General features: G+C 72.7%; 19 protein-coding genes. 12 read left to right on the top strand and 7 right to left on the bottom strand.

Annotation, left to right across the window (positions count from 1 at the left end):
- Positions 1–2: 2 nt before the first annotated feature.
- The 3 genes from panD to ABFJ78_RS12125 all read left to right on the top strand — a co-directional run bounded on the left by panD (position 3) and on the right by ABFJ78_RS12125 (position 1,755).
- Positions 3–413 (top strand): aspartate 1-decarboxylase, encoded by a 411-nt coding sequence (gene panD / locus ABFJ78_RS12115; protein WP_436386014.1) that lies wholly within the window; start codon positions 3–5, stop codon positions 411–413.
- Positions 414–509: 96 nt separating this feature from the next.
- Entirely contained in the window at positions 510–1,535 is a 1,026-nt protein-coding gene (locus ABFJ78_RS12120; RefSeq protein WP_436386015.1) for an ABC transporter substrate-binding protein, read from the top strand.
- A gap of 10 nt (positions 1,536–1,545) precedes the next feature.
- The gene (locus tag ABFJ78_RS12125) at positions 1,546–1,755 is read left to right on the top strand and encodes an MbtH family protein (RefSeq protein WP_400873095.1); all 210 of its coding nucleotides are present in this window, start codon (positions 1,546–1,548) and stop codon (positions 1,753–1,755) included.
- 47 nt (positions 1,756–1,802) lie between these two features.
- Here the strand turns inward: ABFJ78_RS12125 and ABFJ78_RS12130 are convergent, their stop codons facing one another.
- Positions 1,803–2,411, bottom strand: coding sequence for a dihydrofolate reductase family protein (locus ABFJ78_RS12130; protein WP_436386017.1), 609 nt, complete (start codon positions 2,409–2,411; stop codon positions 1,803–1,805).
- Positions 2,412–2,486: 75 nt separating this feature from the next.
- On the opposite strand from ABFJ78_RS12130, the gene ABFJ78_RS12135 reads away from it, so the two are divergent.
- The gene (locus ABFJ78_RS12135) at positions 2,487–3,356 is read left to right on the top strand and encodes a LysR family transcriptional regulator (protein WP_436386019.1); all 870 of its coding nucleotides are present in this window, start codon (positions 2,487–2,489) and stop codon (positions 3,354–3,356) included.
- A 137-nt stretch (positions 3,357–3,493) separates the two neighbouring features.
- Here ABFJ78_RS12135 and ABFJ78_RS12140 read toward each other — a convergent pair whose 3' ends face one another.
- From ABFJ78_RS12140 to ABFJ78_RS12150, 3 genes are read right to left on the bottom strand one after another with little or no spacing between them, the layout of a single operon-like run.
- Positions 3,494–5,245, bottom strand: a complete 1,752-nt coding sequence (locus tag ABFJ78_RS12140; protein ID WP_436386021.1) for an ABC transporter ATP-binding protein — start codon at positions 5,243–5,245, stop codon at positions 3,494–3,496.
- Complete coding sequence (locus ABFJ78_RS12145; protein WP_436386022.1) at positions 5,242–6,906, bottom strand: ABC transporter ATP-binding protein; 1,665 nt, start codon at positions 6,904–6,906, stop codon at positions 5,242–5,244. Before ABFJ78_RS12145 ends, ABFJ78_RS12140 begins: the two co-directional genes overlap by 4 nt.
- A gap of 54 nt (positions 6,907–6,960) precedes the next feature.
- On the bottom strand, positions 6,961–7,812 hold the full coding sequence (locus tag ABFJ78_RS12150) for a hypothetical protein (RefSeq protein WP_436386024.1): 852 nt from the start codon (positions 7,810–7,812) through the stop codon (positions 6,961–6,963).
- 44 nt (positions 7,813–7,856) lie between these two features.
- Between ABFJ78_RS12150 and ABFJ78_RS12155 the strand changes: the two genes are divergently transcribed.
- Positions 7,857–8,369, top strand: a complete 513-nt coding sequence (locus ABFJ78_RS12155; protein WP_436386026.1) for a DinB family protein — start codon at positions 7,857–7,859, stop codon at positions 8,367–8,369.
- Positions 8,370–8,630: 261 nt separating this feature from the next.
- Complete coding sequence (locus tag ABFJ78_RS12160) at positions 8,631–9,797, top strand: hypothetical protein (RefSeq protein ID WP_436386027.1); 1,167 nt, start codon at positions 8,631–8,633, stop codon at positions 9,795–9,797.
- On the opposite strand, the gene ABFJ78_RS12165 is transcribed toward ABFJ78_RS12160, so the two are convergent.
- Entirely contained in the window at positions 9,729–10,298 is a 570-nt protein-coding gene (locus ABFJ78_RS12165) for a TetR/AcrR family transcriptional regulator (protein ID WP_436386028.1), read from the bottom strand. The genes ABFJ78_RS12160 and ABFJ78_RS12165 overlap by 69 nt on opposite strands.
- A 48-nt stretch (positions 10,299–10,346) precedes the next feature.
- Between ABFJ78_RS12165 and ABFJ78_RS12170 the strand changes: the two genes are divergently transcribed.
- The 6 genes from ABFJ78_RS12170 (at position 10,347) to ABFJ78_RS12195 (ending at position 15,754) form a co-directional block, all read left to right on the top strand.
- The gene (locus ABFJ78_RS12170) at positions 10,347–11,300 is read left to right on the top strand and encodes a zinc-dependent alcohol dehydrogenase family protein (RefSeq protein WP_436386029.1); all 954 of its coding nucleotides are present in this window, start codon (positions 10,347–10,349) and stop codon (positions 11,298–11,300) included.
- 16 nt (positions 11,301–11,316) lie between these two features.
- Positions 11,317–12,027: an MBL fold metallo-hydrolase gene (locus tag ABFJ78_RS12175; RefSeq protein WP_436386031.1), complete on the top strand. Its 711-nt coding sequence runs from the start codon at positions 11,317–11,319 to the stop codon at positions 12,025–12,027.
- Positions 12,028–12,152: 125 nt separating this feature from the next.
- On the top strand, positions 12,153–12,971 hold the full coding sequence (locus ABFJ78_RS12180) for an ABC transporter permease (RefSeq protein WP_436386032.1): 819 nt from the start codon (positions 12,153–12,155) through the stop codon (positions 12,969–12,971).
- On the top strand, positions 12,956–13,657 hold the full coding sequence (locus ABFJ78_RS12185; protein ID WP_436386033.1) for an ABC transporter ATP-binding protein: 702 nt from the start codon (positions 12,956–12,958) through the stop codon (positions 13,655–13,657). The genes ABFJ78_RS12180 and ABFJ78_RS12185 overlap by 16 nt, the downstream gene beginning before the upstream one ends.
- Positions 13,644–14,654, top strand: a complete 1,011-nt coding sequence (locus ABFJ78_RS12190; protein ID WP_436386034.1) for an ABC transporter substrate-binding protein — start codon at positions 13,644–13,646, stop codon at positions 14,652–14,654. The genes ABFJ78_RS12185 and ABFJ78_RS12190 overlap by 14 nt, the downstream gene beginning before the upstream one ends.
- A complete protein-coding gene (locus ABFJ78_RS12195) occupies positions 14,651–15,754 on the top strand; it encodes an LLM class flavin-dependent oxidoreductase (protein WP_436386035.1) in 1,104 nt (367 codons plus the stop codon). The genes ABFJ78_RS12190 and ABFJ78_RS12195 overlap by 4 nt, the downstream gene beginning before the upstream one ends.
- Here ABFJ78_RS12195 and ABFJ78_RS12200 read toward each other — a convergent pair.
- Both ABFJ78_RS12200 and ABFJ78_RS12205 read right to left on the bottom strand, forming a co-directional pair.
- Positions 15,751–16,341, bottom strand: a complete 591-nt coding sequence (locus ABFJ78_RS12200) for a class F sortase (protein WP_436386037.1) — start codon at positions 16,339–16,341, stop codon at positions 15,751–15,753. The genes ABFJ78_RS12195 and ABFJ78_RS12200 overlap by 4 nt on opposite strands.
- On the bottom strand, positions 16,331–17,176 hold the full coding sequence (locus tag ABFJ78_RS12205; protein ID WP_436386038.1) for a DUF4397 domain-containing protein: 846 nt from the start codon (positions 17,174–17,176) through the stop codon (positions 16,331–16,333). The genes ABFJ78_RS12200 and ABFJ78_RS12205 overlap by 11 nt, the downstream gene beginning before the upstream one ends.
- Between the last annotated feature and the right edge of the window lie 5 nt (positions 17,177–17,181).

Raw genomic sequence — 17,181 nt, forward strand, 5'->3', positions numbered from 1 at the left:
AAGTGCATCGCACCCTGATGAACGCCAAGATCCACCGCGCCACCGTCACCCAGGCCGACCTGCACTACGTGGGTTCGCTGACGATCGACGCCGACCTGATGGCCGCCGCGGACATCGTCGAAGGCGAGAAGGTGCAGGTCGTCGACATCACCAACGGCGCCCGGCTGGAGACCTACGCCATCACCGGCGACCCGGGCACCGGCGTCATCGGCGTCAACGGCGCGGCCGCGCACCTGGTGCACCCCGGTGACCTCGTCATCATCATCACCTACGCACAGGTCGACGAGGCCGAGCGCGCCGGCCACCGGCCGCGGGTGGTGCACGTCGACGCCGACAACCGCCAGGTCCACCTGGGACACGACCCGGCCGAGCCGGTGCCGGGCGCGGAAGCCCAGCTTTCCGGCCGGAATTGACGCAGGTGGGCGTGGACACAGGTAGGTCGCGACGGTTGCTTTCGGCAGCCTCACCTAAATAAGGTGTGCCTACCCTAAAGTCGTCGAGAGGTTCACATGTCCGTGTTTCAAGGCGCTGCCGGGCTCAGCCGGCGTGGATTCCTGATCGGGGCGGGTGGCCTCGCGGCGACCGTCGTCCTGACTGCGTGCGGCAGCAGTGACGACAAGGCCGCCCCGGGGTCGTCCGGACCGTGGGAGTTCACCGATGACCGCGGGCAGAAGACGTCGCGCGACCAGCGTCCGACGCGCGTCGTCGCCTACGTCAGCTCAGCGGCCGCGCTGTGGGACTACGGCGTCCGCCCGGTCGGCGTGTTCGGCCCGCAGAAGACGGCCGACGGCGGCAAGGAGATCCAGGCCGGCAACATCGACCTGAACGCCGTCACCTCGATCGGCAACGCCTGGGACGACTTCAGCATGGAGAAGTTCGCCGCCACCAAGCCCGACCTGGTGATCACCGGCCTCACCGGCGCCAAGCCGACCGACCTGTGGGTGCTCAAGGACGACCTCGGCCCCAAGGTGCAGCAGGTCGCGCCGATCGTCGCGATGTCGGAGTACAAGGTCACGCTGCCGAAGGTGATCGAGCGCTACGAGCAGCTCGCGGTCGCGCTCGGCGGTGACGCGAACTCCGACGTCATCAAGAAGGGCAAGGACGACTTCCAGAAGGCGTCCGACGACCTCAAGGCGGCGATCAAGGCCAAGCCCGGCCTCAAGGTCCTGGTCGTGTCCAGCGACAAGGACAACCTGTACGTCTGCAAGCCGGAGTTCTTCGCGGACCTGGCCTACTACCGCGACCTCGGCCTGGACATCGTCAACGGCGGCGGCTCGGACGACTACTTCGAGACGCTCAGCTGGGAGCAGGCCGGCAAGTACCCGGCCGACCTGATCCTGACCGACAGCCGCACGTACGCGCTGTCGCGCCAGCAGCTGGCCGCGATCCCGACGTGGGCGCAGCTGCCCGCGGTGAAGGCGAACCAGCTCGCCGACTGGTCGACCGAACCCCGGTTCAACCCGGTGCTCGCGGCCCCGGTCATCCAGAAGCTGACCGAGGTCGTCAAGGGCGCCCGCACGGACATCGCCGCCTGAGGAGGCCCGCATGACCAACCCGTTCGAAGACCCCGACGGCACGTACCTGGTGCTGGTGAACGCCGAGAACCAGCACAGCCTGTGGCCGGAGTTCGTCGACGTCCCGGCCGGCTGGACGGTCGCGTTCGGCCCGGCGGCCCGCCAGGAGTGCCTGGACCACGTCGAAGCGAACTGGACGGACATGCGGCCCAAGTCCCTGGCCGACGCCATGGACGACTGAGTTCCTCTTGCCGGGAACGCCGGGAGCCCGACGGGTTCCCGGCGTTCTCAGTGCCGTACGCGGTAGATCAGGTGCGTGACGGACTTCGCCGCCCGTGCCCCGACCTGCTCGAGATCCAGCGGCGGGACGCCGTCGAACAGCCGCGAACCGGCACCGAGCATGAGCGGGGCGACGTGCAGCCGGATCTCGTCGATCAGCCCGGCGGCGAGGTACTGGTTGACGGTGTTCGCGCCGCCGTGGACGGAGATGTCCCCGTCGCCGGCCGCTTCGCGAGCGCGTTCGAACGCCGTCTCGATCCCTTCGGTGACGAAGTGGAACGTCGTGCCGCCGTCCATCGGCTGCGGTTCGCGCGCGTGGTGGGTCAGCACGAAGACCGGGCCGTGGTACGGCGGGTTGTCGCCCCACCAGCCCGTCCACGGCCGGTCCCAGTCGCCGCGCACCGGGCCGAACATGTTGCGGCCCATGATGAACGCCTTCGCCGTCATCATCCGCGCGAACTCGTCGGGGTGCTGCTCGGCGCCTTCGCCGTACCAGGCGTGCAGCTTGTCGCCCCAGCCGTCGCCGCCGTCTTCGCCGAACGGGCGCTGTTCGGTCTGGTTGATGCCGGCGGCGTAGCCGTCGAGTGAGATCGTGAGGTCGCAGGTCACCTTCGTCATGGGCACGAGCTTGCGGCGTTCGGCGCATGACGTCCAATGCCAAATCGGCCGGGAACGCATTGATAACGTTGATGAATGCTGAACCTGGTCCACCTCAAGGTGCTCGCCGCGGTGGCGCGGCACGGATCGGTGACCGAAGCGGCGCGTGAGCTGCACTATTCGCAGCCGTCGGTGAGCCACCACCTGTCCCGGCTGGAGGCGGCCACCGGCGCGCAGCTCGTCCAGCGGATCGGCCGCGGCATCCGGTTGACGCCGGAAGGCCGGCTGCTGGCCCACCGCGCGGCGGAGATCGTGGGCCGGGTCGACGCTGCGGCCACCGAGCTGGCGGCGCAGGTCGGCCTGCAGGCGGGCGTGGTCCGGCTGGCCGCCAACGCGTCCACGCTGGCCACGATCGTCCCGCAAGCCGCCGCCGTGCTGGCCGAGGCGCACCCGGGACTGCAGCTGGGCCTCGTCGACGAGCACCCCGTCGAAGCGCTGCGCATGCTGCGCCACGGCGAGATCGACGTCGCCGTCGTCTTCAGCCACGCCGACGGCCCGGTCGAGGAGGGCTTCCGCCTGCGCCACCTCGGCGACGACCCGGTCCACCTCGTCAGCCGGGAAGCCGGCGACCGCCTCGAGAACCACCGGGACTCCGGGTGGATCGGCGGCTGCGCCCGGTGTCAGGAGGAACTGGGCGCGGTGTGCGCGCGGGCGGGTTTCCGCCCCCGCATCGCCTCGCTGAGTGACGACATGGTCGTCGTGCAGTCGCTGGTCGCCGCCGGGGCGGGCGTCGCCATCCTGCCCGGGCTCGCACTGGAAGCCCACCGCCGGCCCGGCGTCCACGCGACCGAGACCGGTTTCCGGCGCCGGATCCACGCCGCCACCTACGGCGACCCGCCCGACCCGCCCGCGGTCGCGGCCGTGCTGGCCGCGCTCACGGAGGTGGCGTCGGGCGCGCTGGCTTGATGGGGTGGGGCGGAAGCTTCGCTCGCGGCCCGGTTGGTGGGTTGCTCGGTCCGCCGGCGCGTCGGGCGCGCTGGCTTGATCGGGTGGCCGGATGCTTCGCCCGTGCCCCTTGGTGAGCTGCCCGGTCCGCCCGCGCGTCAGGCGCGCTGGCCTGACCAGGCCGCCCACAGCGTCGCATACTGACCACCCGCGGCGACCAGTTCGTCGTGGGTGCCGGTCTCCACCACCGCGCCCGCGTCGAGGACCACGATCCGGTCGGACGCCGCCGCCTGCGTCAGGCGGTGGGCGACCACCAGCGCCGTGCGTCCTTCCAGGGCCGCGGCGGCCGCGGACTCCAGGACCCGCGAGCCCGCGCTGCCCGCCTCCGCCGTGGCTTCGTCGAGGATCGCGATCGGCGGGTCGGCCAGCACCAGCCGGACCAGGGCGAGCTGCTGGGCCTGGGTCACCGTCAGCTGGTGGCCGCCTTCGCCGACGACCGTGGCGAGGCCGTCCGGCAGACTGTCCACCCAGGACAGTGCGCCGACTTTCGCCAGCGCCGCCCGCAGTTCCGCGTCGGTCGCCGACGGCCGCGCGAGGCGGAGGTCGTCGGACAGCGGCCCCGCGAAGACGTGGACTTCCTGGCTGATCAGCGCGACCGTCCGGCGGGTGGCCTCCGGACCGAGCTCGTCCAGCGGGACGCCGCCGAGCGTGACCGAGCCGGTGTCGGGCGCGTGGATGCCGGCGATCAGCTTGGCCAGCGTCGTCTTGCCCGCCCCGCTCGCCCCGACCAGCGCCACCCGCTCGCCGGGCGCGACGCCGAGGTCGATGTCGCGCAGCACCGGGTGACCGTCCACATAGGAATAGCCGGCCGCCGCCGTCTTCACCGACGCGTCGACCGGCCGGGCCGGCTGCGCGGGGGCGGCTTCGGCGGGCAGGTCCGCGACGCCGATCAGCCGCGCGAGGCTGGCCGCGGCCGCCTGCGCGTCGTCGACCAGGGCCAGCGCCGTCGTGATCGGGCCGAACAGGCTGTGGAAGTACAGCGCCGCGGCCGTCGCGACGCCGACCGTCACCGCGTCCGCCCCGACCAGCAGGAACCCCATGGCCAGCACGGCCGACAGCCCGACGAACTCCGCCAGGTTGAGCCGCGCGTAGAACCGGGTCACCAGCCGGATCCCGCGCAGGGCGAGGTCGACGGCGGTGTTCGACCGGTCGCGCACCCGGTCCAGGTGGGCGTCCGTCAGCCGGAACGCGCGGACGGTCTTCGCGCCGCCGATGGTGTCCAGCAGCTGCTGCTGTTGTGCCCCGACGGCCTCGCGCTGGCTCGCGTACAGCGGCTTCGCGCGCGGCACGTACCAGCGGACGGTCCACAGCTGGATCGGCACGGCGACCAGCGCGGCCAGCAGGAACCGCCAGTCCAGCACCGCCAGCGCGCCCAGGGTGAGCACCACCGTCAGCACCGAGCGGCCCAGCTCGGGCAGTGCCTGCCGGACGGCTTCCGCGACCACCGACACGTCGTTCGTCACGCGCGCGGTCAGGTCGCCGGACCCGGCGCGCTCCAGCTGGTCGAGCGGCAGGCCGAGGGCCCGCTCGACGAAGCGTTCGCGCAGCTCGGCGAGGATCGTCTCGCCCAGCCGCGCCACCAGCGACACGCCGATGGCCGTCGCGACCGCCTGGGCGAGCGCGACGAGCACCAGGCCGACGACCGGTGTCACGAGGTCCGCCGCCGGCCGGCGCGTCGCTACCAGGTCGACGACCCGGCCGAGCAGGGGAGCGGTGAGCAGCCCGATCGCCGTCGCGGCGACGAGCATGGTGAACGCGGCGGTGGCGCGGCCCTTGGACCGGCCGGCGAGCTCGCCGAGGACGGCACGGATCCGGCGGCCGTCGGCCACGGGGAGGAGTTCGCGGGTCACGACAGCACCGCCGCCCGGTAGTCGGCGCGACCGGCCAGGTCGGCGTGGCTGCCTTCGCCGGCGATCCGCCCGTCGTCGAGCAGGACGACGCGGTCGGTCGCGGCGAGCAGCGCCGGGCTGGTGGTCACGAGGATGGTGGTGCGGCCACGCCGCAGTTCGGCCAGGCCCGCGGCGATCCGGGCCTCGGTGACGGTGTCGACGGCGGTCGTCGGGTCGTGCAGCACGAGCACCGGCGCGTCCACCGCGAGGGCGCGGGCGAGCGCGACCCGCTGCCGCTGCCCGCCCGAGAGCGACCGCCCGCGTTCGCTGACGGCGGTCGCGACGCCGTCGGGCAGCGCTTCGGCCACCTCGTCGACGGCCGCCGCGGTCATCGCCGGTTCGGCCAGCGGCCCGGTGCCGCAGTTCTCCGCGACGGTGCCGGCGAACAGGTCCGCGTCGTGCGCGGCCACCAGCACCACCTCGCGGACCCGGCTGGGGTCCACAGTGGACAGGTCGACCGCGTCGACCGTCACGGTGCCGGTCGCCGGGTCGGCGGCGCGGCCGAGGCAGTCCAGGAGGTCGGTCGCGGCGGCCGGGTCGGTGGCGACCACGCCGAGCAGTTCTCCCGGGCGGGCTTCGAAATCGACGTCCCGCAGGGCACCGCGGCTCAGTGCGGACAGCCGCACGTGACCCGCGGCCGGCGTCGGAAGGGTTGCTTCGCCGGCGTCGACGGCGGGCGGGGCGTTGAGGACGTCGGCGATGCGCGCGGCCGACGCGCGGCCCTGGGCGAGTTCGCCGTTGACCCAGGAGAAGATCGAGAACGGCGTGATCAGGTACTGCGCGAGCCCGACCGCCGCGACGAGGTCGCCGACGCTGATGTCGCCCGCGGCCGCGAGGTTCCCGCCGACGAGTGCGACGACGGCGATGAAGATCCCGGTCAGCGCGAGCAGAGCGCCGTTGTGCCAGGCCTGGGCGCGCGCCGCCCGCAGCGTCGCCTTCAGCGAGTCCTGGCTGGTGCGGCGGTAGCGGTAGACGGCGGCGCGTTCGGCACCGACGCCCTTGAGCACGCGCAGCCCGGCAACGAGGTCGGTGGCGATGCCGGAGGCGAAGGCGGACCGTTCTTGCTCGGCCTCGCTGCGGCGTTCGAGGGGTTTGCCGATCAGGTGCGCGAGGTAGAGCATCGGCGGCGTGCCGAGCAGCACCAGCAGGCCGAGCGGGACGCTCATGGTGAGCAGCACGACGGCGCTGACCAGCAGCCCGGCCAGCCCGGCGACGCCGAACGGCAGGACGCCGTTGACCTGGCCGACGCGCTTCGCGTCCGACGTCCCGATGCTGACGAGCTCGCCCGCGAGGGACTCCGCGCCGCCGCCGGGGTGCAGGACCCGGCGCCCGACGTCGAGCCGGAGTTCGTGGGCGGCGCGTTCGGCGGCGCGCTCGCCGAAGCGGGCGCCGAGCCGGTAGCTGGTCGACAGCACGGCGAAGAGCACGCCGAGCACCGCGAGCCAGAGGAGCAGCGTGCCCACCGAGCCGCCCGCGACGGCCTGGTCGATCACCACGCCGATCACCACCGGCACCAGCGCCTCGCCGCCCTGGTGGCACGCGGTCAGCAGGGCCGCGAGGCCCACCGATCGTCGTTGCCCGGTGATCGAACGGCGGAGGACTTCCCGTCCGGTCGTGCTCACCCGCGCCTCCCTGTCCTGGTCGTGGGATAGGTAAGGCTAGTCTAAGTAAAGAAGTTACGGGAACACGGTCGGCTTCGTCTCACTTGTGTCCGGCTCGCCGAACCGGGCGAGGGCGAGCGCGGCGGCCACGGCGAGGACGAACCCGGCGATGGCTATCACCGCGAACCCCGGCCGGGTGCGGTCGCCGAGGACGAGCACCCCGACCAGCGACGGGAAGACGGTCTCGCCGAGCACCATCATCGCGGTGCTCGTGGTGACGCTCCCGCGTTGCAACGCCGTCGCGTAGAACAGCATCGCCATCCCACCCGCGACCGCGACGGTGTAGGTGGCCGGGTCGGTGAGCAGGTCCAGCGGCGCGAGGCTGGGGATGATCCGGCCGGCGATGGCGACGACGCCGAAGCTGAGGCCGGCGACGAGCCCGAGCGCGGGCGTCCGGACGCGGCGGTTCGCCTTCCCAGCGGCGATCCCGGCGGCGGCCAGCACGGCGACGGCACCGATCAGCCCGAGCCGGAAGCCGAGCCTGACGGGATCGGAGCCTTCGCTCTCGGCGGCGGCGCCGAGCAGCCCGAGCCCGGCGCACACGACCGCGACGGCCGCCCACTCCTTCGTCCCGAGCCGCACGCCGAGGAACCGCGCGGCGACGGCGGTGACGGCGAGACTGGCGGCGAGGGCGGCCTGCACGACGAAGAGCGGAAGAACGTGCAGGGCGGCGATCTGCGCGACGAACCCGAGGACGTCGAGGGACAGGCCGAGCACGAACTTCCACTGTTTGAGGACGCGGACCAGGAGCTGGGGGTCGACGCCGTCCTTGCCGGTGTCCGTGGCCTTGGCGGCGACCGACTGCATCACCGAAGCCACGCCGTACGCGATCGCCGCGCCGAGCGCGCAGAGCAGTCCCCACCACATGGCGATCACTCTATTTTGTCGGACCCGTGGGGTACCTTGCGGTCATGTCGAACACGAGTTCGAAGACGCAGCGGTCATGGCCGGCCCGGCTGGCTTTCGACGAGTTGCGCCTTCAGCTGGACTTCCTGCAGTTCCTCCGCGCGACGGCGGTGAACAAGCTGGCGAGGTTGCCGCTTGCTTCGGCGGTGGCCACGCCGTTGCCCTCGTCGCCGCGGTTGAGTGCGCTGGGGGTGGTGAAGCACCTGACGGCCGTGGAGCGGTGGTGGTTGTCGATCGAGGCCGGGGGAGCGGATCTGCCGTCGTTGTGGGCGGGTTCGCCGGACCCGAGTTGGGATTTGGCGGCTGAGGACACGCCGGCTTCCGTGGTGGCGGCGTACAAGGCCGAGTGGGCGCGGGCGGAGAAGTCGCTGCGGCGGTTGGGGCCGGATGACCGGACCCGGCGGCGTGGGGAGTTCACCGTGCGGTGGGTGGTGGCGCATGTCGTTCAGGAGACGGCGCGGCATGTGGGGCATTTGGATTTGCTTCGGGAATTGGCTGATGGGGAGGTGGGTGAGTAGGGAGTGTCCGTGCTGTTGCCGTGCGTCGACGGGAAATTCGCGTGACATGTGCGGTTAATCTGGGTTCGTGGCCGTCGTTGCGGAGTACCGCCGATTTACCGGCCCCCTGGCCCTTCGCGGGCGCCAGCGGGGTTCCGGTGCCACGCCCGTCCTCTCTGTCTGAGCAGCGCGACCGACCAGGGCCATACCGAACCTCGCCGGGGTGTCCGGGCCAGGGGGAGCACTTTCGCTCACCCGTCCCGCTCACCAGGAGGCTCCGTCATGCCCGAACCCCTCACCGCCGCCCAGCTCACCCGCGACCTCGCCGTCCGCGATCTCACCGATCCCGCCGCCGGGCCGCACGCCATCCAGCTCGTCGTCGACCGGGCCGTCTCGGCCGTCGCGCTCCCCGGTACCGAAGTCCGGCGGTGGCCGGGCGACCGGATCGTCACCGTGGCCGACAACTACGACCACCTCGGCTACGACCCCGCCGACGTCACCCGCGACGCTCGCTACACCCGCTACGTCGACGACCGCCACGTCCTGCGCAGCCACTCCAGCGCGATGATCCCCGCGGCGCTCCGGGCGCTCAACGCCCGCCCCGCCGATGACGTCCTGCTCGTCTGCCCCGGCGTCGTCTACCGGCGCGACTCCATCGACCGGCTGCACAGCGGCACCCCGCACCAGCTCGACCTCTGGCGGATCACTCGCGGCACCAGCACCCGAGCTCACCTCGAGCAGCTCGTGACCTCCCTCGTCGAAGCCCTCCTGCCGGGACGGCGATGGCGGCTCGAACCCCGCCGTCACCCGTACACAGTGGACGGTGCCCAGCTCGACGTCGAACACCACGGCGAGTGGGTCGAGGTCGCCGAGTGCGGGCTGGCGCACCCGGCCGTCCTCGCACGGGCCGGCCTCGGGGACGGCTGGTCCGGCCTCGCCCTCGGCATGGGCCTCGACCGGATGCTCATGCTGCTCAAGGGCATCCCCGACATCCGCCTGCTGCGCTCGGCCGAGCCCGCCGTCGCCGCGCAGCTAGCCGATCTCGCACCCTACCGTCCGGTGTCCGCGCTGCCGCCGGTTCGCCGGGACCTCTCGATCGCCGTCGCCGCCGATGATCGCGCCGAAGATCTCGGCGACCGCGTCCGGACCGCCCTCGGCGCCGATGCGGACCTCGTCGAGTCCGTCGAGATCCGCCAGGAGACGCCCTGCGCTCAGCTTCCGCCGCAGGCCCTGGCGCGCCTGGGTGCGGCCGAGCACCAGAAGAACCTCTTGGTCCGGCTGGTGCTCCGGCCCCTCGACCGGACGCTGTCGGACGCCGAGGCGAACGTCCTGCGAGATCGCGCCTATGCCGCCCTGCACCAGGGCACCGTGCACCAGTGGTCAGGCCCGGAATCCCCGCAACGCGAGCGCGGCGAAGCGCCGGGAAGCCGCGACGCGCGCGGCCGGTGACGCCGCCCGGAGCCCGCTGTTGGCCATGAGGACCAGGACGAGGTCGTCCAGGACGACGTCGGCCCGCACCGCACCCGCCTCCTGGGCGCGGCGGATCAGCGCCGCGATCGAGCGCAACGCCCGTTCGCGGTCCGCGGTGAAGTCGATCGCGTGCGGGAACGCCGACGTGAACGCCGCCGTGAACCCTCGGTCGCGCGCCTGGAGGTCGCACAGCTTCTCGACCACCAGTGCGAAGCCGCGCCACGGGTCGGGTTCGGCCAGTCCTTCGTCGACGATCGTGTAGCACGCCCGCATCTGGTCGGTGAACGCCGCGGTGACCAGGGCTTCCTTGGTCGGGAACCGGCGGTACAGCGTCGCCGGCCCGACGCCGGCGCGCCGGGCGATCTCGCGCATCGGGACGTCCAGGCCGTCGGCGGCGAACACCGCGCGGGCCGCGTCGAGGATGCGTTCGCGGTTGTCACGGGCGTCGGAGCGCAGCTTGTGAGGCAAAAGATCGACCACGCTCTCAGTTTAGCGAAGTGGACGCCGGCGTCCACTATCGTCGGACGCATGAAAGCAGTTGCAGTGCAAGCATTCGGTGCTCCCGAAGGTCTCGCGGTCGTCGACCTCCCGGACCCCGGACCCGGCGCCGGGCAGGTGCTGGTCGACACGGAGGCGATCGGCGTCGGCGGGGTCGACGCCGTGATCCTCAGCGGCGCTCTCGCCGCCTACGGGTTCGAGCCCGGGCACGTCCTCGGCGGCGAAATCGCGGGCACCGTGACGGCGGCCGGCGACGGCGTCGACCCGTCGTGGCTCGGCCGGCGCGTGTGGGCGTTCGCCGGCACCGGCGGTGGCTACGCCGAGCGGGCCGTCGCCCCGGCGGAGACGCTCGTTCCCCTGCCGGAAGGTCTGTCACCCGTCGACGCGGTGACCCTCGGCAGCTCCGGCATGGTGGCGCACTTCGCCCTCCGGCACGCGCACTTCACGCCGGGCGAGTCGGTGCTGATCCGCGGCGCGGCGGGCGGGATCGGGATCATGGCCGTCCAGCTCGCGGCCGGCGACGGCGCGATCGCGGTCACGACGTCGTCGCCGGAGCGCGGGCGGCGGCTGCGCGAACTCGGCGCGACGCACGTGCTGAACCGTGCAGCCGACGGCCCGGACACCTACGACGTCATCCTCGACGTCGTCGCCGGCCCGGGGTTGCCGGGGTTCTTCGCCAAGCTGAAGCCGAACGGCCGGATGGTGGCGCTCGGCGTGGTCGGCGGCCAGCCGCCGGCGGACTTCGGCACGGAGCTCTTCACGGCGTTCCGCAAGTCCCTGTCGTTCGCGGTGTTCAGCGCGGACAGCATCCCCTGGGCCGACCGCCGCGCGGTGCTCGCGGACGTGTTCGCCGCGGCGACCCGCGGCGAGCTGAAGTCGGTCGTGCACGAGGTGCTGCCGCTGGCGGACGCGGTGGTGGCGCACCGGAAGATGCAGGCCGGCGAGGTGTTCGGACGGATCGTGCTGACCCCGCCGGAAAGCTGACCCGTAGGGTGGGGCCATGGCAGATCGGCTCTACTTCCGGCAGCTGCTCGCCGGGCGGGACTTCGCCGTCGGCGACCCGGTCGCGACGCAGATGGTGAACTTCGCCTACCTCATCGGGGACCGGGACACCCGGGAAGCGGTCATCGTCGACCCCGCCTACGCCGTGCAGGATCTGCTCTCGGTTCTCGAAGCCGATGGCATGCGGCTCACCGGGGTGCTCGCCACGCACCACCACCCCGACCACGTCGGCGGCGAGATGCTCGGCTTCGACCTGCCCGGGATCGCCGAGCTGCTGGCCCTGCAGCCGGTGCCGATCCACGTCAACGGTGCCGAGACCGAGTGGGTCCGCCGCGTGACCGGGGTCGAGCACAGCGATCTGCGCGCGCACGAGCACGACGACGTCCTCGAGGTCGGGTCCGTTCCCATCCGGATGCTGCACACGCCCGGCCACACGCCCGGCAGCCAGTGCTTCCTCGTCGAGGACAAGCTCGTCTCCGGCGACACGCTTTTCCTCGAAGGCTGCGGCCGCACCGACTTCCCCGGCGGGGACGCCGAGGAGATCTACCGCAGCCTCCAGGCCCTCGCCGGGCTGCCGGGCGACCCCGTCGTCTACCCCGGCCACCAGTACTCGGCCGAGCCGTCGGCCGCGCTGTCGGACGTCAAGCGCAGCAACTTCGTCTACCGGCCGCGGTCGCTCGACGAATGGAAGGTCATGTTCGGCGGCTGAGCAAGTGCGTTCCACGGGCTGAAACCCCGCGATTTCACGGACTGGGCACCGATTGACTTCGCCCGCCCGGGGCCCGATGGTCGGGACCACGTCATCCCGAACATCCCCGTCCCCGGGAGAAATCCGTGTCGATTTCCACCACGGGCGTGCTCGCGCGCGCCCGGAAACGCGCCGACGGGCCGCCGCGCAGGATCGCGTGGCGGCCCGATCTGCGGCGCTGGATCAGCCCGGTGGTGCTCGTCGCCGCCTGGCAGGTCTTCAGCGCCACCGGCGTCCTGCCGCCCGACAAGCTCAGTTCACCGTGGACGGTCGTGCAGGCCGGCGTCGAAGTCGCGCGCACCGGCGAACTCGGCAACGCGTTCGCCGTGTCGCTCGGCCGCGTCGGCGCCGGCTTCGCGATCGGTGCCGTCGTCGGGGTGGTGCTGGGCATCGTGTCCGGGCTGTCCCGCTGGGGCGAGGTGCTGGTCGACCCGCCGGTGCAGATGCTGCGCACACTGCCGTTCCTCGGCCTGATCCCGCTGTTCATCCTGTGGTTCGGCATCGGCGAGGAAACCAAGATCGTGCTGGTCGCGCTCGGCGTGGCCTTCCCGCTCTACCTCAACGTCCACTCGGGAATCCGCAGCGCCGAACCGAACCTCGTCGAAGCGTCGCGGGCGCTCGGGTTCAGCCGCGCGGAACGGCTCTGGCACGTCGTCCTCCCGGGCGCGCTGCCGCAGGCGCTGGTCGGGCTCCGGCAGTCGCTCGGCATCGCCTGGCTGGCGCTCATCGTCGGCGAGACGGTCAACGCCGACGCCGGCGTCGGCTACCTCATCAACAACGCGCGCGAGTTCCTGCGCACCGACGTCGTGGTTGTCGGGCTCGTCCTGTACGCCCTGCTCGGCCTGGTCACCGACGCGCTGGTCCGGCTGCTCGAACGGAAGGTGCTGCGGTGGCGAACCCGGTAGCGGAAGTCCGCGACCTCACGAAGAAGTTCGGCGACCGGACCGTCCTGAGTGGACTGGATCTCACGGTCGACCGCGGCGAGTTCGTTGCGCTGCTGGGCCGCAGCGGTTCCGGGAAGTCGACGCTGCTGCGGGTGCTCGCGGGCCTCGACGACGACGTGGCCGGCCAGGCGACCGTGGCCGGGACCGTCTCGGTCGCCTTCCAGCAGCCGCGGCTGCTGCCGTGGCGGAAGGTCTGGCGCAACGTCGTCCTCGGCCTGCGCCAGGACGGCGTCTCGAAGTCCCGCAACCGCGCGCTGGCCGAGAAGGCCCTGGCGGAGGTGCACCTGGCCGAGCACGCCGACGACTGGCCGCTGACGCTGTCCGGCGGCGAGGCCCAGCGCGTCTCGCTGGCCCGCGCCCTGGTCCGCGAACCCGGCCTGCTCCTGCTCGACGAGCCGTTCGGCGCCCTCGACGCGCTGACGCGGATCGCGATGCACGGCCTGGTCGTCGACCTGTGGCGGCGGCACCGGCCGGGCGTGCTGCTGGTGACCCACGACGTCGACGAGGCTCTCCGGCTCGCCGGCCGGGTCCTGGTGCTCGACGGCGGCCGGATCGTGGCCGAGCACCGGCCGAGCGAAGCCGACCACGACGACCTCCGCCGGCGCGTGCTGGCGGACCTGGGGGTGACCGAAAATGCGGTGGCGTAACGGAATCGCGGGCTTCGCGGCAGCGCTGGCGCTGGCCGGCTGCGGCTCGGCGACCGGCGCCGATCAGGCGGCCGTGCCGGGCCCGGTGAGCGCGGCGGACCTGGCGAAGGTGACGCTCAAGGTCGGCGACCAGAAGGGCGGCGTGAAATCGCTGCTCACCGCGGCCGGCCAGCTCGACGGCACGCCGTACAAGATCGAATGGTCGACGTTCACCTCGGGTCCGCCGCTGCTGGAAGCCGCGTCGGCCGGGGCGATCGACACCGGCCGCGTCGGCAACACCCCGCCGATCTTCGCGGCCGCGGCGAAGGCGAAGATCAAGGTGATCAGCGTGTCGCGCAGCAACGTCGAACGGGAGGCCCTCCTCGTCCCGCCCGATTCGACCCTGCCGAACGTCGCCGCGCTGAAGGGCAAGACGATCGGCGTCGCCAAGGGCACTTCGGCCCACGGCCAGCTGCTGAACACCCTGCACAACAACGGGTTGTCCACCAAGGACGTCAAGCTGAGCTTCCTGCAGCCGTCGGAGGCCTACGCCGCGTTCACCCAGCACACCATCGACGCCTGGGCGATCTGGGACCCCTACACCGCGCAGGCCCAGCTCGAAGCGCACGCCCGCGTGCTGGCCGACGGCCGCGGCGCCTCGAACGGGCTCGGCTTCCTGACCGCGGGCACGGCGGCGCTGGCCGATCCCGGCAAGAACTCGGCGCTGCGGGACTTCGCCGTCCGGGTCGTCAAGGCGCAGAAGTGGGCCGACACGCACCGCGCGGAATGGGCGCAGGCGTGGGCGAAGGAGACCGGGCTGAAGCTCGCGGTCGCGCAGAAGACCGTCGACGCCGGCCGGGACCTGCCGATCGCGCTGGACGACTCCGTGGTGGCGTCCGAACAGCAGCTCGCGGACGCCTTCACCGAAGAGAAGACTCTGCCCGGCAAGGTGGACTTCGCCGCGTTCGCCGACCGGCGGTTCGCCGGCGACCTGGATCAGGCGAGGAGCAACGGATGAGCATCACGCTGCACTGGTTCCTGCCCACCAGCGGCGACGGCCGCACGATCGTGGAACGCTTCCACGCCAACCGGTCCCAGGGCCCGTCGGCCCAGCGCCAGCCGGATCTGGACTACCTGGCCCAGGTTGCCCGAGCCGCCGAGCGGCAGGGCTTCGAAGGCGTCCTCACCCCGACCGGCACGTGGTGCGAGGACGCGTGGCTGACCACGGCCGCCCTGATCCGCGAGACGACCCGGCTGAAGTTCCTGGTCGCGTTCCGCCCCGGCGTCATCTCGCCGACCCTCGCCGCGCAGATGGCCGGGACGTTCCAACGGCTGTCGGAGGGCAGGGTGCTGCTCAACATCGTCACCGGCGGCGACACGGTCGAGCAGCGGCGCTTCGGCGACTGGCACGACCACGACGCCCGGTACGCGCGCACCGACGAGTTCCTGACGATCGTGCGCGGCGTCTGGTCCGGGCAGCCCTTCACATTCCAAGGCGAGCACCTGCGGGTCGAGGGCGCGACGACGCTGGCCGCGCCGGAGCCGGTGCCGCCGATCTACTTCGGCGGGTCGTCGCCCGCCGCGCTGCCGGTCGCGGCGCGGCACGCCGACGTCTACCTGACCTGGGGCGAGCCGCCCGCGCAGGTCGCCGAGAAGATCGGCAAGGTCCGCGAGCTGGCCGGGGACCGGCCGATCCGGTTCGGCGTGCGGCTGCACACGATTTCCCGTGACACGTCGGCCGAGGCGTGGGCGGAGGCGCAGAAGCTGCTGGACGCGCTGAGCCCGGAGCAGGTCGCGAAGGCACAGGCGCAGCTGGCCGCGAGCGAGTCCGTCGGGCAGCAGCGGATGGTCGCGCTGCACGGCGGCCGGACCGACGGTGGCGTGCGCGGGCTGGAGATCCACCCGAACCTGTGGGCGGGCGTCGGCCTGGTCCGCGGCGGCGCGGGCACCGCGCTCGTCGGCAGCCACGAAGAGGTCGCGGACCTGATCGAGGAGTACCACAGCGTCGGCGTCAGCGAGTTCGTGCTGTCGGGCTACCCGCACCTGGAGGAGGCGTACTGGTTCGGCGACGGCGTCCGGCCCGAGCTGGCCCGGCGCGGGCTGCTGAAGGAGTACTAACCCCAGCGGGTCGAGGCGTAGACGACGATGTTGTCGTGGTAGGACCGTTTCGCCGCGTCGAAGCTGCCGCCGCAGGTGATCAGCCGCAGCGCGCTGCCCGGCGCGGGCCCGTACACCGCGTCGGTCGGGAACGCGTTCTTCGGATAGCGCTGGACGGCGTCGACGACGAACCGGGTCTCCTGGCCGTCCGAGCGTCCGACGAACACCTCGTCGCCGTCGCGCAGGTCGCGCAGCCGGAAGAACGGTGCCGGGCCGGACCGGGAGTCGACGTGCGCGGCGATCACCGCCGGCCCGGGGTCGCCCGGCACCGGACCGGCGGCGTACCACCCGACGTCTTCGAAGCGCGCCGGGGCTTCGAGCTGGTGGTCCGCGCCCAGCCCGAGCGGGACGAGCGCGGCCGCGTCGACGCCGATCGCCGGGATCCGCAACCGCACCGGGCGGACCTCGGCCGCCGTGGGCAATGGCTTCGGTCCGGTCGCTGTCTCGATCGTGGTCCGCACCGCCGGCGGCGCCACCGGTGCCGGCGCCGGGGAGCAGCCCGCCACGACCATGGCCGCGACGAGCAGGGCTCCGACGTCAGCGCGCACGGGCCGCCCGGCGTCCCACGACGAGCGCGGCCAGCAGCGCGACCGCCGCGAGGCCCGGCCACAGCGGCGGTCCGGACGGCGACGCCGTGCCCCCGCCACCGGTCTCGACGCCCAGCTTCGGCGGCTCGGGCAGCGAAGCGCCGTCGGAGATCGGGTTCGCCTTCAGCACGCCGTTGTTCTCGAGGACCAGGACGGTCGTCGAACTCCCGGCCTTGACGTCGACTTCGGGAGCGGACTGCACCGAGCCGGCCCGCAGCTGCAGCGGCCAGCGTCCCTCCGCCACGTCGACGTAGGGCGAGGTGAAGCCGTAGGGCGCGTCCTTGGCGAGCAGGACGCCCGGGCCGTCGACGGAGACCGGCGCGATCGCCGCCGACCCTTCGACGATCCGGAGCCGGCCCTTGCCCGCGGCGGGCGCGGTGAGGTCGTCGGTGACCAGCGTGCCCTTGAGCGTGTTGCCCGGGCCGTTCGCGAAGACCAGCAGCGAGTAGGCGGACCGCTCGGCGATCTCGATCGTCGCCGACAGCGCGGGCGGGGTGCTCGAAGCGGCGTCGGCGGGCCGCATCGACAGCGTGTACTTGCCGGGGTCGAGCGAGGAGTACGGCGTGACGGCGCCGTAGCCGGCCTTGCGGATGACGGCCTTCTCGGCCTGGCCGAACGGCGCGAAGTAGATGTCCACCGGCGGGACCTTGGGGGAGAGGTGACCGACCCGGATCCAGCCGACGCCCGGGCCGGGGGCGGTCGCCGCCTCGGCCGTGACCGGCGTCAGCGCGACGAGCAGGAGGGCCGCGGCGGTCAGCCCGCCGGGTCTGAGCAGGAGCTGGGGGAGAGTGCGCATCGGAG

This window comes from Amycolatopsis sp. MEPSY49 (genome assembly GCF_051337345.1).
Lineage (GTDB): Bacteria > Actinomycetota > Actinomycetes > Mycobacteriales > Pseudonocardiaceae > Amycolatopsis.